This is a genomic window from Azoarcus sp. Soil_N_20 (assembly GCF_057656155.1).
The window spans coordinates 104,744-119,063 of the sequence record NZ_JBDGKX010000015.1 but is presented as its reverse complement, the minus strand read 5'-3'; the positions used below and the strand labels follow the sequence as shown (position 1 = coordinate 119,063).

Sequence of the window (14,320 nt, the reverse complement as noted above, 5' to 3'; positions counted from 1 at the left end):
GTGCTCGGCAACCCGGCGCTGATCGTCGCGGGCATCGTGGTCGGTGCCTCGGGCACGCTGCTCACCCAGCTGATGGCGAAGGCCATGAACCGGCCGATCTCCAACGTCATCTTCACCCCGCTCACCGGTGCCGCCGCGGGCGGCGAGGGCGAGGCGATCGAGGGCAGCATGCGCGAGTTCTCCGCGCTCGACGCGGCCTCGGTGATGCGCTACGCGAGCAAGGTCATCATCGTGCCGGGCTACGGCATGGCGGTGGCAGGGGCCCAGCACAAGGTGTGGGAGATGGCGCAATTGCTCGAGGAGGGTGGCGTCGAGGTGGTGTTCGCGATCCACCCGGTAGCCGGGCGCATGCCGGGGCACATGAACGTGCTGCTGGCCGAAGCCGGCGTGCCCTACGATAAGATCTTCGACCTCGAGGAGATCAACGCCGACTTCGCCCAGGCCGACGTGGCGCTGGTGATCGGGGCCAACGACGTGGTCAATCCGGTGGCGCGTACCGACAAGACCAGCCCGATCTACGGCATGCCGATCCTGAACGTGGATTACGCGCACAACGTGATCGTGGTCAAGCGCGGCAAGGGCGCCGGTTACTCGGGGATCGAGAATGCGCTGTTCTACAAGGACAACTGCCGCATGCTGTACGGCAGCGCGCAGCAGGCGATTGCCGAGGTCATCACCCATGTGAAGGCACTTGAGGCCTAGATCTGATGGCAAGCGTGCGGGTTTCCCCCAGCGCAAGAGGGAGTGGCTTCGAGCTGCGCCGGGAGCAGATTCTGTGTGCCGCAAGGGCTTGCTTCAGCGCGTACGGCTTTCATGGAACAAGTATCGCTGACCTGTCGAGGTCGTCCGGCATGAGCATCGGGCATATCTATCATTATTTCCAGAACAAGGAAGCCATAATCGAGGCCATTGCGGTGGAGACTTTGGCGGAGATCCTGGAGGTGCATGCGGATATTCTCGATCGTCCCGATATGCTCGAAGGGCTGCTCTCCCACACGGTAGAGACTGCCGTTCAGTTCTCGCGTCTCGAAAACTCAAAGCTCAGGTTGGAGATACTGTCCGAGGCCGCACGCAATGCCTGCCTGGCTCGTATGGTGCGGGATTTCGATCAGCAGATCAGGGAGAGCGCGCTCAAGATACTGAAACGCATCGACGCCTCGCGGGACGCCTACTCATGTGACGCAGAAGTCGAGTCCCGCTTCGAGCTTCTGAGCGCCTTGGTGTCCGGTTTTCTGACGCGCTCCGTGAAAGGATGCCGAGTCGACGAGAACGTCCTGCGGCGATCCCTTCATCGCGCACTCCTTTTCATCCTCGTACCAGATACTTCAGTGAAGACTGAATAGCAAAGGAGGGTAGGTCTGAGAGGTTGTGCGCAGCCGAGCTCATTCCCGACGCATGCCTGAATCGGGATCTGAAGAAACCTTCGCTGCGTGCATGGGAGCCGTCGATTGCTGGTTGCTCTTCATACCTGCCTCTTTGCTCACTGATCTCTCGGGGGTAGGTGTCGCAGCTCATATTGGCTTTTCCCCAAGCTGGCTGTCGATCCACTCGAAGCGGGAGCGGAGGACCTGGCGGAAGAATTCTTTGCTGGCCGTGTCGACCTGTGGCTTGAACAGAGGGCCGTAGCCCTTGTGAATTTCGGAGGTCAGGAAGTTCTGCCATTCCATGACCCGGTAGCGCTGAAGGCTGCCGGCCGCTGGCATTAGGTCTGTATGCCCGGCGCTGTCGGCGCCATATTGGGCAATCACCGGACCTTCGGTGAGCCGCTCGTCGTTATCCAGTTCCAACACCGGCACGACCCTCTTGGGGTTGATGTCGGCAAGCTGAGCTCCGGCTTCGGTGCGGCCAGAGGCAAGATCAACCTTCTCGATGTCATAGGGTAGGCCGCTTTCGGCGCACACAACTGATTTTTTTCCGCCCTTTGTACTCGGTCTGAAGTTTTCGCATCGGGGGCGCTTGTGCTGCGCACTCGCGGAACTGTGTGCCATGTCAGTACTGGTGCCTGATCGCGCTGGCCGCCGGGCGATCACCTGTTTCCCGAAAGTGGAAACCTTCTTGCCTGAAGGGGTGACGGCGGGCCCCGGTCAATCTCCCTCAAGGCCCCGCCGGAGGCGGAAAGTACCGCTTTGCCCGGTCCTGGCATGCTTCTTGTGGTGTGTTCTTCAATGTATCGCCGCACGGACTTGTTGCGGGATCAGAAGAATGACCTTCGAGGGAGACACGCCATGACCGAAACCTTCTACGACGTGCTGCGTCGCCAGGGCATCACGCGACGCAGTTTTCTGAAGTTCTGCAGCCTCACCGCGACATCGCTCGGCCTCGGTTCGGCCGCGGCGCCCAGGATCGCTCACGCGCTCGAGACCAAACCGCGTACGCCGGTGCTGTGGCTGCACGGACTGGAGTGCACCTGCTGTTCCGAGTCCTTCATCCGCTCCGCGCATCCGCTGGCCAAGGATGTGGTGCTGTCGATGCTGTCGCTCGACTACGACGACACGCTGATGGCCGCGGCCGGCCACCAGGCCGAAGCCATCCTCGACGAGGTCCGACGCAAGTACAAGGGCAACTACATCCTCGCCGTGGAGGGTAATCCGCCCCTCAACGAGGATGGCATGTTCTGCATCCAGGGCGGACGTCCCTTCATCGAGAAGCTCAAGGAGACTGCCGCCGACTGCAAGGCCATCATCTCCTGGGGTTCGTGTGCGTCGTGGGGCTGCGTGCAGGCCGCGAAACCGAACCCCACCCGGGCCACCCCAGTGCACAAGGTCATCCATGACAAGCCGATCATCAAGGTGCCGGGTTGCCCGCCGATCGCCGAGGTGATGACCGGCGTGGTGACCTACATGCTGACCTTCGACCGCATTCCCGAGCTCGATCGCCAGGGGCGGCCGAAGATGTTCTATGGCCAGCGCATCCACGACAAGTGCTATCGCCGCCCGCACTTCGACGCCGGACAGTTCGTCGAGGAGTGGGACGACGACAACGCGCGCAAGGGCTACTGCCTGTACAAGGTCGGCTGCAAGGGGCCGACCACCTACAACGCCTGCTCCACGGTGCGCTGGAACGGCGGCCTGTCGTTCCCGATCCAGTCCGGCCATGGCTGTATCGGCTGCTCGGAGGACGGCTTCTGGGACAAGGGCGGTTTCTACGACCGGGTCACCGACATCAAGCAGTTCGGCATCGAGGCCAACGCCGACAAGGTGGGCGTCACTGCGGCCGGCGTGGTGGGCGCGTCGGTCGCCGCGCACGCCGCGGTCACCGCACTGGCGCGTGCGCGCAACAAGCCCAACTTCGACAACAAACCGCAATCCGGAGACCAGTGATCATGGGTGTTTACGAGACGCAGGGCTTCAAGCTCGACAATACCGGCAAGCGTGTGGTGGTCGACCCGGTGACCCGCATCGAGGGCCACATGCGGGTCGAGGTCAACCTCGACGCCGACAACGTGATCCGCAACGCGGTGTCCACCGGCACCATGTGGCGTGGCCTGGAGGTGATCCTCAAGGGGCGCGATCCGCGCGATGCGTGGGCCTTCACCGAGCGCATCTGCGGCGTTTGCACCGGCACCCATGCGCTGACCTCGGTGCGTGCGGTCGAGGATGCGCTGGGCATCGACATCCCGGAGAACGCCAACTCGATTCGCAACATCATGCAGCTCTGCCTCCAGGTGCACGACCACCTGGTGCACTTCTACCACCTGCATGCACTCGACTGGGTCGACGTGATCTCGGCCCTGAAGGCCGATCCCAAGGCGACGTCGACGCTGGCGCAAAGCATCTCGAACTGGCCCAACAGCTCGCCGGGCTACTTCCGCGACATCCAGAACCGGCTGAAGAAGTTCGTCGAGTCCGGTCAGCTCGGGCCGTTCATGAACGGCTACTGGGGCAACCCGGCCTACAAGCTGCCGCCAGAGGCAAACCTGATGGCGGTCACCCATTATCTGGAGGCACTCGACTTCCAGAAGGAGATCGTCAAGATCCACACCATCTTCGGCGGCAAGAACCCGCATCCGAACTGGCTGGTCGGGGGCATGCCGTGTGCGATCAATGTGCACGACACCGGCGCGGTCGGGGCGATCAACATGGAGCGGCTGAATCTGGTCAGCCACATCATCGACCGCTGCATCGAGTTCGTCGACCAGGTCTACGTTCCCGACCTGCAGGCGATCGCCGGGTTCTACAAGGGCTGGCTCCATGGCGGCGGCATCTCCTCGCTGGCGGTGATGTCCTATGGCGACATTCCGGACCGGGCCAACGACTACACCGAGTCCAACCTGCTGCTGCCGCGCGGCGCGATCATCAACGGCGACCTGTCGCGGGTACATGAGATCGATTTGCGCGACCCCGAACAGGTGCAGGAATTCGTCACCCACAGCTGGTACAGCTATCCCGACGAGACCAAGGGCCTGCATCCGTGGGACGGCGTCACCGAGCCCAACTTCGTGCTCGGGAAGAATACCAAGGGCACCAAGACGCGGATCGAGTCGCTCGACGAGGACGGCAAGTACTCCTGGATCAAGTCGCCGCGCTGGCGCGGTCACGCCATGGAGGTCGGCCCGCTGGCGCGCTACATCATCGGCTACGTGCAGAATAAGCCCGAGTTCAAGGAGCCGACAGACAAGCTGCTGACCGACCTCGGTCTGCCGCTGCAGGCCCTGTTCTCCACCCTCGGTCGCACCGCGGCGCGGGGACTGGAGGCTTCGTGGGCGGCGCACAAGATGCGCTACTTCTTCGACAAGATGATCGCCAACATCAAGGCCGGCGACGAATCCACCGCCAACATCGACAAGTGGGATCCGTCGCGGTGGCCGGCAGAGGCCAAGGGGGTGGGCTTCACCGAGGCGCCGCGCGGCGCGCTGGGGCACTGGATCCGGATCAAGGACGGCAAGATCGACAACTATCAGGCCGTGGTGCCCACCACCTGGAATGGCAGCCCGCGCGACGACAAGGGGCAGATCGGTGCCTTCGAGGCCTCGCTGATGAACACCCCGGTCGCCAAGGCCGATGAGCCGCTCGAGATACTGCGCACGATCCATTCCTTCGATCCCTGCCTGGCGTGCTCGACCCACGTGATGGGTCCAGACGGGCAGGAGATGAGCCGGGTGAAGGTGCGCTGACCGCTAACGGTTCCGTGCCGTGGGCGTCATCGCAGGCCGACGCCGCCGCACGGGCTCAAAGGAGAGCAAGATGCTGGCAGAACAAGATGCATTCGAGGCCGAGCGCGAGGCGCGACTGGTCAAGGCGGTCTATGTGTATGAGGCGCCGCTGCGCCTGTGGCACTGGATCAACGCGCTGGCGATTACCGTGCTGGCGATCACCGGTTACCTGATCGGCGCGCCCCTGCCGTCGGTGCCGGGCGAGGCGAGCGCCAGTTTCCTGATGGGCTACATCCGCTTTGCGCATTTCGCCGCGGCCTACATCTTCGCCATCGGCTTCATCGGGCGGATCTACTGGGCCGTGGTCGGCAATCATCACGCCCGCCAGATCTTTCTGGTGCCGGTGTGGAGTCCGAAGTGGTGGGGCGAAGTGTTCTACGAGCTGCGCTGGTATCTGTTCATGGTCCGGGAGCCGAAGAAGTACGTCGGCCACAACCCGCTCGCGCAGCTGATGATGTTCCTGTTCTTCACCGTTGGCGCGGTGTACATGATCTGCACCGGCTTCGCGCTCTACGGCGAAGGGCTGGGCGAGGGCAGCTGGGCCGAGTCCATGTTCGGCTGGGTGATTTCGGTGCTGGGCGGCAACAGTCAGCAGGTGCATAGCCTGCATCGGCTCGGCATGTGGGTCACGGTGTCCTTTGTCATCGTTCATGTCTATGCCGCCATCCGCGAGGACATCATGAGTCGGCAGAGCCTGATCTCGACCATGATTTCCGGCTGGCGGATGTTCAAGGACTAGCCGTCGCCGTCCATTCGGCCAACGGAGCCGTTGTTTCCCTCTCGTCGTGTTCTCCTCATGTTGACGACGGTTTGCGCGGGCTTGTGCCCGCGCATTTTTTTGCCGGTGATGGGCGAGGAGGCGGTTACGGTCTGGGCGGGACGCCTGTCGCGGGGCCGGACAATGCCTTTGGCGCTGGCAGCGGAGGTCTGTTCGATAGTGGAAATGATGTTTCCGCTTTGGTGGATATATTCTTTCTCTTATGTCCGCAGCGGAGATATGGATATTCTGCCTCTTGTTTCCAAGTCATTGAAGCAAATAATGATAACGATGACGCGATGGGCTGGCACGGCTCCTGCAACGTTGACAGCATTCTTCACCCCGGAAACCGGCATGAGCACACACTCCAGTTCCGTCCTGATCCTCGGTATCGGCAACCTGCTGTGGGCGGACGAGGGTTTTGGCGTCCGCTGTGTCGAGGCGCTCGATGCCGGCTGGCAGTTCGGTGACGAGGTCACGGTGATGGATGGCGGCACCCAGGGCCTGTATCTGCTGCCCTATGTCACCGAGGCACGCCGCCTGATCGTCTTCGATGCGGTGGACTACGGTCTCGAGCCCGGCGTCATGCGCTTCGTCGAGGACGATGAGGTGCCGCGCTTCATGGGGGCGAAGAAGATGAGCCTGCATCAGACCGGCTTCCAGGAAGTGCTGGCGTCGGCACGGATGCTCGATCGCCTGCCCGAATCGATGCTGCTGATCGGGGTGCAGCCGGTCGAGCTCGACGACTTCGGCGGCAGCCTGCGACCGGTCGTGCGTGCATGTATCGAACCCGCGGTGGCGCATGCACTGGCCCAACTGCGCGAATGGGGCGTCACCGTTTCCGCCCGCGCCGATGCCGGTGCACGCCTCAACGACATGGCGCTGGCGCTGGCGACCTACGAGGGCGGTCGTCCGCCCGCGGAGCTCGCCTGCCGGCAGGGCGACCTGCGGTTCGTCACCACCGGCGAGGGGGCCTGACATGTGCGTCGGCGTTCCCCTTCGGGTGCAGCGTATGGACGGCGTATTCGCGATCTGTACCGATCGCGCCGGTGCCGAGCACCGGGTCGATACCCTGCTGGTCGGTCCTCAGCCCGCCGGTGCCTGGCTGATGAGCTTTCTCGGCGCCGCCCGCGAAGTGATCGATGCGCGCCAGGCCGAGCGTCTGGGTACCGCGCTTGAAGCGCTGTCCGACCTGATGGCCGGCCGCGCGGTCGATCTCGACGCCGCATTCGCCGACCTGGCGGAGCGCGAACCCCAGCTTCCCGAATTCTTGCGAGGATCCCGTACATGAACGCCCTGCATATGAACGATTACGCCGCTCCTTCCCTTGACGCGCTGGCCGGGCTGCTCGAGCGGCTGGAGTGCGCGCACGGGGTGGTGGCGCTGGACGCCGCTGGACTGGATGCCTTCGCCGCCGGAGATGGCGACGCGTTGATCCTGTTGACCGACGACCCGGCGCGCAGTCCGGAGACCTGGGACGTGGCCGTGGTGTTGCCCGAGGTGCTGAAGACCTTTGGCGATCGGGTGCGTGCCGCGGCACTGATGCCCGCGGCCAGCCGCGAGGTCGCCGCACGCTTCGGCGTCACCTCCTATCCGGCCCAGCTCTTCCTGCGCGGCGGCGAATACGTCGGCGTGCTCGAGGGGATGCTGGACTGGGACGTATGGGGGGCTGCGGTGGCGCGCAAGCTCGATACACCTGCCGGGCGCGCGCCATCGATCGGCATCCCGGTGCGCGGCGCCGATGCGGGCTCGGGCTGTCATTGAATGAACGCGCCGCACTATCGGTCCGCCGTCCTTCCCGATCATTCTGGAGTCACGCCATGAAAGCCTTTCCCATCCCTGTGGTCGCCTTCGGGGCGGGCGTCTTCGAAGAGGAGGAGGCCCTCGAGTACATCCCCTCGCCGGGTGCAATGAGTGTCTTCCAGGTGCCGCGCCTGGCCGAGGAGATCGATCCCGCGGCACGCGACGAGGCCCTGGGGGTGCTCGGTCGCCTCCTCGAGGCCATGCGCGGGTGGTCCTTCGGCGATCCGGATACACCGGAGATCGACCTCACGGTGCTCTCCGCTCCGGCGCTGAAACTCGTCAACGAGGCGCTGGGGCAGGGCGAGGTGAGTATCGTCGCGAGCGGCGGCCAGGGCACCCTGTGCGCTCAGGAAACCGTATTCGCAGGGGTCTGGCGCGAGCATGGTGTCGACGCTGACGGACAACGGGTACGCGACGTGGTGTCGGCCGCGCCGGTGCCCGACGGGGTCGGCGAGCGCGCGCTTGCGGCTGCGGGGCGCACGCTCGTCGTGCCCCCCGCACCTGCCGGGGTGATGAACGCGCCCCCGTTGCTGACCGAGCTCGCCGATGTCGCCGCGCGCTGGCAGCCCGGCGACGATGCGCACATCATCAACCTGACCCTGCTGCCGCTGGCCCCGGACGATCTGTCCTATATCGGCGAGACCCTCGGCGGCGGCAGCGTGGTGGCGTTGTCGCGCGGCTACGGCAATTGCCGGGTGAGCAGCACGGCGCTTGCGAACACCTGGTGGGTGCAGTACTTCAACAGTGCCGACAACCTGATTCTCAACACTATCGAGGTCACCGCCATGCCCGACGTGGTGCCGGCGGCGGCCGAAGACTTCGGCGACAGCATCGGGCGGGTTGCCGAATGGATCGAGACCCTGCGCCACGATTGATGCGCGCCCCCGCAATCGCCGGTGGGGCAGGCATCGGCGTACCATCTGGCCATGCGCAGGTGCCGCACACGCGCCCGCGCAGCAACAAGGGAATCAGCGCCATGTTCGAAGGCAGTTACCTCGGCGACCAAAGCCGCATTTCCGCAGACGCCCGCCTCGAGTGTGGCATCTGCTGGCATGTCTACGACCCGGCCGAAGGCGATCCGGTATGGCAGGTCCCGGCGGGTACGCCGTTCGCGTCCCTGCCCGACCACTGGACCTGTCCGAACTGCGACGCCCCGCGTCACAAGTTCATGGTGGTGGACGGCGCATGACCCCGATCGAAGCCGTTGACGGCTTTGCCCACGACCCTTCGTTGCTGGTCGAAACCGCCTTTGCGTCGATTGCCGCAGGGCGCATGGCAGGGCTCCCGGTATGCAACCCGGTCCTCCATGTCGCCGCGATCGGGTTTCGGCCCTGGCAGGACGAGTGGCTGGGTGCCCTGCTCACGCCGTGGTCGCTGAACCTGATGCTGCTGCCCGGCGCAGGGGGCGTGTTCCGACCCCTGCGTGTGGGTGAGAGCCAGTGGTGGGTTTTTCCGTCCGGCGATTACGAGTTTCTGGGCAATCGCGAGCCGGGCATCGGTCCCTATCAGATGTGCTCGCTCTATTCGCCGGTGTTCGAGTTCCGCAATCAGGGCGACGCCGAGGCGGTGGCGCTGGCCGCACTCGACGGCCTGTTCGAGGCCCCCGATGCAGCGGCGGACGCAGCGGCGGCGGAGCGCGCGCGTCTCCACGGCGACTCGCTGGCGGACGCGTCCGTGTCGCGACGTGCCTTCCTGCGGGGCGGCCTGCTGCTGCGGGGCCGGCAATGAACCTGTCCGGCACCTTGCGACTCGTCGCCCGTGTGGACGGGCTGCGCTGCATCGCGGCCAGGGTGGACAACACGCGCCCGCGGGCAGCTGGCCTGCTGCAGGGTTTGCCGGCCGCCGGGGCGACCCGGCTGGTGCCGGTGCTGTTCAGCCTGTGCGGGCGGGCGCAGGGCATTGCGACCCGGGCCGCGGTGGCTGCGGCACGCGGCGAGTCCCATGTGGCCGCGGCGGGCGATGAACGCGCCGTGAGTGCCGAAACGGCAAGGGAGCATCTGTGGCGGCTGCTGCTCGACTGGCCGCCCCGCTTCGGGAAGGAGGCGCAGCGCACCCGTTTCACCCGTGTCCATCGAACGCTGGTGCAGACCGGTGACGAGGATGCCGCGGCGCAGGCGGGGAGCGCGTTGCGCGAGCTGCTTGCGACGGAGTTGTGTTCCCTGCCCCTGGTCTCGAGCTCCGGCGCCGGCAGCCTTGCGGAACTGGTGACCGCGGCGCGACGCGCAGGCGGGGTGGGCGAGATGCTCGCCGAGCTCGTCGATACCGGTGACCGGACGCGCGCCGGGGATGCGCTGGCACCGCCGATGCCCGCGCTCGCCGCATGCGATTGGGCGCGGATGTTCGATCACGCGATGCCGCCGCCCGAGTTCGACCGTATGCCGGCGTGGCATGATGCCGGCTCACGCACGGTGTTCGAAACCGGCGCGCTGGCGCGCCACCATGGATCGCCGCTGGTGGCCAGGCTGCTGCGCGACGGGCACCGCACTGCCGCGCGCTTTTTTTCGCGGGTGCTGGATCTGGCCGATGCTGCCGAGCGGCTGCGGGATCCGTTTGGCGGTGACCGGCGCCCCCTCGTCGACGCCGCTTCGCTGGGCACGGGTGCCGGACTGGCCTGCGTCGAGAGCGCGCGCGGCGTGCTGCTTCATGCGGTACGGCTCGAGGGCGATGTCATTGCCGACTATCGCATCGTTGCCCCGACCGAGTGGAATTTCCGCCCCGGCGGCGCGTTCCTGTGCGAGGCGACAGGGTGGCAGGCACCGAGCCGCGACGCGGTTCGGGCACGGCTCGACCGCCTGGCCTTGTCGCTCGATCCGTGCGTGGATTTCGAACTCGTGCTGGAGGAGTCGGGCGATGCATGAAATGTCGCTGGCCGAAGGTATCCGCGGCATCGTCGAAGAGGCGGTGCGCAGCCAGCATCTCGGGCGGGTGACGGCGGTGGTGGTCGAGATCGGCGAGTTGTCGTCGGTGGAGCCTGAAGCGCTCGCGTTCTGTTTCGACGTGGTGATGCAGGGCTCTCCGGCGCACGGCGCGCGCATGGATGTGGTGCGCGTGGCGGGGGCCGGCTGGTGTCTGCAGTGTGCGCAGACGGTGGCGGTGCGGCGGCTTTACGACCCTTGTCCACAGTGCGGCAGCTATCAGGTGCAGCCCACCGGCGGCACCGAGATGCGGGTGCGGGAACTGGAAGTCGGGTAATCGGACGATACAACGCGGACAAGGGCGGTGCGACCGCCCCGGGGTTCGAGGAGCGGACAGGATGTGCACGGTATGCGGTTGCGGAGTGGGCGAAGTGAGGATCGGCCAGGCCCTTGCGCGGCCGAAGGCGGGGCCGACGGTGGCGTGGCGCCGGGTGGCCGAGCACGGCCATCCCCACCATGGCGACGGCCACGCGGATGGTCACCACGACGGGCGCCAGGACGGCCACGGCGCCGGGTCCGCCCATGAACCGAGGATCGACGGCGACACCGTCGACTACGGCAACGGCCCCGCCCATGCCCATGCGCCCGGCCTCAGCCAGGGCCAGATGGTGAAGATCGAGCAGGACATCCTCGGCAAGAACGATCGCCTCGCCGCCGCGAATCGCGAGTGGCTCGGCGCGCGCGCCGTCTTCGCGCTGAATCTGGTGTCCAGCCCGGGCTCGGGCAAGACCACGCTGCTGTGCCGCAGCATTACGGCGCTGGCCGGGCGCGTACCGGTCGCGGTCATCGAGGGCGACCAGCAGACCGACTTCGACGCCGAGCGCATCCGCGCCACCGGGGCGCGCGCACTGCAGATCAACACCGGCAAGGGCTGTCACCTGGATGCGCACATGGTCGGGCAGGCCTTGCCGCGCCTCGAACTCGCCGACGCTTCGCTGCTGCTGATCGAGAACGTCGGCAACTTGGTGTGTCCGGCCGCGTTCGATCTGGGCGAGGCGCACAAGGTGGTGATCCTGTCGGTGACCGAAGGCGAGGACAAGCCGCTCAAGTACCCGGACATGTTCGCCGCGGCCGACCTGATGCTGGTGAACAAGATCGACCTGCTGCCCTACCTCGACTTCGATGTCGACCGGGCGGTCGCTCTTGCCCACCGGGTGAATCCGCGTTTGCGCGTGATCCAGGTGTCCGCCACCACGGGTGCCGGCTTCGACGAGTGGCTCGGGTGGATCGAAGCGGGCATGGCGGCGGCAGCGGCGCGACGTCATGAAGCGAGCGATGCGGCGGGTGGTCGTGCGGTAGGTGCCGGAGCCTGTCCGCCACCACCGGAAGGTGCGCCGCGATGACGTTCGAGGTTTCCGGATCGCCGCTCGAACGCCACCACGTCCGCGTGCGCGGGGTGGTGCAGGGAGTGGGATTTCGCCCCTTCGTGTATCGCCTCGCGCACACCCTGGGTTTGTCGGGCTGGGTGCGCAACGATGGCGAAGGGGTCGAGCTCGAGGCCCAGGGGCCGTCGGCCAGTGTCGCTGCGCTCATCGCCCGCATCCGCAGCGAGGCGCCGCCGCTGGCACGGGTCGACGCGGTGGCCACGCGGGGCTGCGCAGCCGATCCGGCTGATCGTGGCTTCACCATCCGCACCAGCGCGGGCGGGGCGATCAGCACCGCGATCGGGCCCGACAGCGCGGTGTGCGCGGACTGCCTGGCAGAGCTTTTCGATGCCGCGGACCGGCGCTGGCGTTACCCCTTCATCAACTGCACTCACTGCGGTCCGCGCCACACCATTACCCGCGCCTTGCCTTACGACCGCAGCAACACCAGCATGGCCCGCTTTGCCCAGTGCATCGCGTGCCAGGACGAATACGACGCCCCCGGCCATCGCCGCTTTCATGCCGAACCCAACGCCTGCCCGGATTGCGGGCCGCGCCTGGCGTTGCTGGAGGCATCCGGCATCCGGGTGGCGTCGCGGGATCCGATCGCCGACACCCTGTTGCGTCTGCTGATGGGCGAGATCGTCGCGATCAAGGGCCTCGGCGGCTTTCATCTGGTGTGCGATGCGCGCAATCCGGAGGCGGTGGAGCGCTTGCGCACGCGCAAGGCGCGGGGCGGCAAGCCGTTTGCGGTGATGGTCGCCAACCTCGAGTCGGCGCGACGCTGGGCCCGGATATCCGCCGCCGAGGCCGCCCTGCTGACCGGCGGCGAGCGTCCGGTGGTGCTGTGCGAAAAGCGCCCCGGCGTCGACTCCGAACTGTACGGGGTCGCACCCGAACTCGACAGCATCGGCCTGATGCTGCCCTACACGCCGATCCACTACCTGCTGTTCCACGACGATGCGGGGCGTCCGGCGGGGTCGCGCTGGCTCGACGAAGCGCAGGACCTCGCGCTGGTGATGACCTCGGCGAATGCCGGCGGCGAGCCGCTGGTAGTCGACAATGCCGAGGCCGTGCAGCGCCTGGCCGGCATGGCCGAGGCCTACGTCGTGCACGACCGCGACATTGTGGTGCGCTGCGACGACTCGGTGGTGATGAGCGGGCGCGATGGGCACGATGCGGCGCCGCGCTTCGTGCGTCGCGCCCGCGGCTACACCCCGCGTGCGATCGGGCTGGCGAACAAGGGCCCGGCCGTGCTCGCCTTCGGCGCATGGCTGAAGAACACGGTCTGTCTCACCCGCGGCGACGAGGCCTTTCTGTCCGCGCACATCGGCGACCTCGATCACCCGGCCGCCTGCGTGGCGCTGGACGAGGCGGTCGAGCACCTGCAGCGCATCCTCGCGCTGCGCCCCGACGCGGTGGCGCACGACCTGCACCCGGACTTCCACTCCACGCGCGCGGCAGTGGCGCTGGCCGACCGGCTCGGCGTGCCGGCAATCGCGGTCCAGCACCATCACGCCCATATCGCCGCGGTACTCGCCGAACATCGGCACCGCGGCCCGGTCCTCGGGGTGGCCCTCGACGGCGTCGGCCTCGGTGCCGATGGCAGCGCTTGGGGGGGCGAACTGTTGCGTGTGAACGGGGCGACATCGATCCGCGTCGGCCACCTGGCGCCGTTGAGCCTGCCCGGCGGCGAGCGCGCGGCGAAGGCACCGTGGCGGATGGCGGCAGCGGCGCTGCATCGCATGGGCCGGAGCGCCGACATCGCCGTGCGTTTTAACGCGCAACGTGGCGCGGCGCAGATCGGCACATTGCTGGACAAGCCCCATCTGTGTCCGCAGACAACGAGCATGGGGCGCTGGTTCGACGCCGCCGCCGGCCTGCTCGGGGTGTGCGCCACCATGGACTACGAGGCGGAAGCCGCGATGCGGCTCGAAAGCCTGGCCGCCGACCACGGCCCGGCCTTGAGCGCGTATCCGGGCTGGACCGTGCACGACGACGGCGCACTGGCGGTGCTCGACCTGCTGCCGCTGCTCGCCACGCTGAGCGACGGGTATGCACCGGCGCGCGGCGCGGCGGTGTTCCACTCCACGCTGATCGCCGCGCTCGAAAGCTGGATAGTCGGCAGCGCACGGCGCGAGGGCCTGCGCACGGTGGCGCTGGGTGGAGGCTGTTTCCTCAATCGCCAACTCGCATTCGAGCTGCCGCGCCGACTCGCCGGACGCGGGCTCACCGTACTCACCGCGCAGCACGCGCCCTGCAACGACGGCGGCATCGCCCTCGGCCAGGCGTGGGTCGCGCGCCAGCAACTGCAATCGGGAAACTGAGC

16 protein-coding genes are annotated in these 14,320 nt (G+C 66.7%); 15 read left to right on the top strand and 1 reads right to left on the bottom strand.

All coding sequences use genetic code 11. From position 1 onward, the window contains the following. Both AC3A35_RS23120 and AC3A35_RS23115 read left to right on the top strand, forming a co-directional pair. On the top strand, nucleotides 1–702 hold a 702-nt coding region (locus AC3A35_RS23120), incomplete at its 5' end, for an NAD(P)(+) transhydrogenase (Re/Si-specific) subunit beta (protein WP_487438813.1). Between the two features lie 5 nt (nucleotides 703–707). Then, entirely contained in the window at nucleotides 708–1,343 is a 636-nt protein-coding gene (locus AC3A35_RS23115; RefSeq protein ID WP_487438811.1) for a TetR/AcrR family transcriptional regulator, read from the top strand. Nucleotides 1,344–1,511: 168 nt separating this feature from the next. On the opposite strand, the gene AC3A35_RS23110 is transcribed toward AC3A35_RS23115, so the two are convergent. Next, nucleotides 1,512–1,988, bottom strand: a complete 477-nt coding sequence (locus AC3A35_RS23110) for a glutathione S-transferase N-terminal domain-containing protein (RefSeq protein WP_487438810.1) — start codon at nucleotides 1,986–1,988, stop codon at nucleotides 1,512–1,514. A gap of 237 nt (nucleotides 1,989–2,225) precedes the next feature. On the opposite strand from AC3A35_RS23110, the gene AC3A35_RS23105 reads away from it, so the two are divergent. From AC3A35_RS23105 to hypF, 13 genes are all read left to right on the top strand, one after another. Further along, the gene (locus AC3A35_RS23105) at nucleotides 2,226–3,320 is read left to right on the top strand and encodes a hydrogenase small subunit (protein WP_487438808.1); all 1,095 of its coding nucleotides are present in this window, start codon (nucleotides 2,226–2,228) and stop codon (nucleotides 3,318–3,320) included. Between the two features lie 2 nt (nucleotides 3,321–3,322). Beyond that, the gene (locus AC3A35_RS23100) at nucleotides 3,323–5,113 is read left to right on the top strand and encodes a nickel-dependent hydrogenase large subunit (protein WP_487438806.1); all 1,791 of its coding nucleotides are present in this window, start codon (nucleotides 3,323–3,325) and stop codon (nucleotides 5,111–5,113) included. A 70-nt stretch (nucleotides 5,114–5,183) separates the two neighbouring features. Beyond that, nucleotides 5,184–5,891 carry a Ni/Fe-hydrogenase, b-type cytochrome subunit gene (gene cybH / locus AC3A35_RS23095; RefSeq protein ID WP_487438804.1) on the top strand — a complete coding sequence of 236 codons (708 nt, stop codon included), beginning with the start codon at nucleotides 5,184–5,186 and terminating at the stop codon, nucleotides 5,889–5,891. 372 nt (nucleotides 5,892–6,263) lie between these two features. Continuing rightward, nucleotides 6,264–6,887 (top strand): HyaD/HybD family hydrogenase maturation endopeptidase, encoded by a 624-nt coding sequence (locus tag AC3A35_RS23090; RefSeq protein ID WP_487438803.1) that lies wholly within the window; start codon nucleotides 6,264–6,266, stop codon nucleotides 6,885–6,887. 1 nt (nucleotide 6,888) lies between these two features. Then, nucleotides 6,889–7,200, top strand: coding sequence for a HypC/HybG/HupF family hydrogenase formation chaperone (locus tag AC3A35_RS23085; RefSeq protein ID WP_487438802.1), 312 nt, complete (start codon nucleotides 6,889–6,891; stop codon nucleotides 7,198–7,200). Then, complete coding sequence (locus AC3A35_RS23080; protein WP_487438801.1) at nucleotides 7,197–7,673, top strand: thioredoxin domain-containing protein; 477 nt, start codon at nucleotides 7,197–7,199, stop codon at nucleotides 7,671–7,673. Before AC3A35_RS23085 ends, AC3A35_RS23080 begins: the two co-directional genes overlap by 4 nt. 56 nt (nucleotides 7,674–7,729) lie before the next feature. Further along, entirely contained in the window at nucleotides 7,730–8,587 is an 858-nt protein-coding gene (locus tag AC3A35_RS23075; protein ID WP_487438799.1) for a hydrogenase expression/formation protein, read from the top strand. Beyond that, a complete protein-coding gene (locus AC3A35_RS23070; protein WP_487438797.1) occupies nucleotides 8,587–8,901 on the top strand; it encodes a rubredoxin in 315 nt (104 codons plus the stop codon). Before AC3A35_RS23075 ends, AC3A35_RS23070 begins: the two co-directional genes overlap by 1 nt. Further along, nucleotides 8,898–9,440, top strand: a complete 543-nt coding sequence (gene hybE, locus AC3A35_RS23065) for a [NiFe]-hydrogenase assembly chaperone HybE (protein ID WP_487438795.1) — start codon at nucleotides 8,898–8,900, stop codon at nucleotides 9,438–9,440. Before AC3A35_RS23070 ends, hybE begins: the two co-directional genes overlap by 4 nt. After that, on the top strand, nucleotides 9,437–10,570 hold the full coding sequence (locus AC3A35_RS23060) for a hypothetical protein (protein WP_487438793.1): 1,134 nt from the start codon (nucleotides 9,437–9,439) through the stop codon (nucleotides 10,568–10,570). The genes hybE and AC3A35_RS23060 overlap by 4 nt, the downstream gene beginning before the upstream one ends. Next, entirely contained in the window at nucleotides 10,563–10,904 is a 342-nt protein-coding gene (gene hypA / locus AC3A35_RS23055) for a hydrogenase maturation nickel metallochaperone HypA (protein WP_487438792.1), read from the top strand. Before AC3A35_RS23060 ends, hypA begins: the two co-directional genes overlap by 8 nt. Before the next feature lie 61 nt (nucleotides 10,905–10,965). Continuing rightward, nucleotides 10,966–11,970: a hydrogenase nickel incorporation protein HypB gene (gene hypB, locus AC3A35_RS23050; protein WP_487438791.1), complete on the top strand. Its 1,005-nt coding sequence runs from the start codon at nucleotides 10,966–10,968 to the stop codon at nucleotides 11,968–11,970. Beyond that, nucleotides 11,967–14,318, top strand: coding sequence for a carbamoyltransferase HypF (gene hypF / locus AC3A35_RS23045; RefSeq protein WP_487438789.1), 2,352 nt, complete (start codon nucleotides 11,967–11,969; stop codon nucleotides 14,316–14,318). The genes hypB and hypF overlap by 4 nt, the downstream gene beginning before the upstream one ends. Nucleotides 14,319–14,320: the final 2 nt, after the last annotated feature.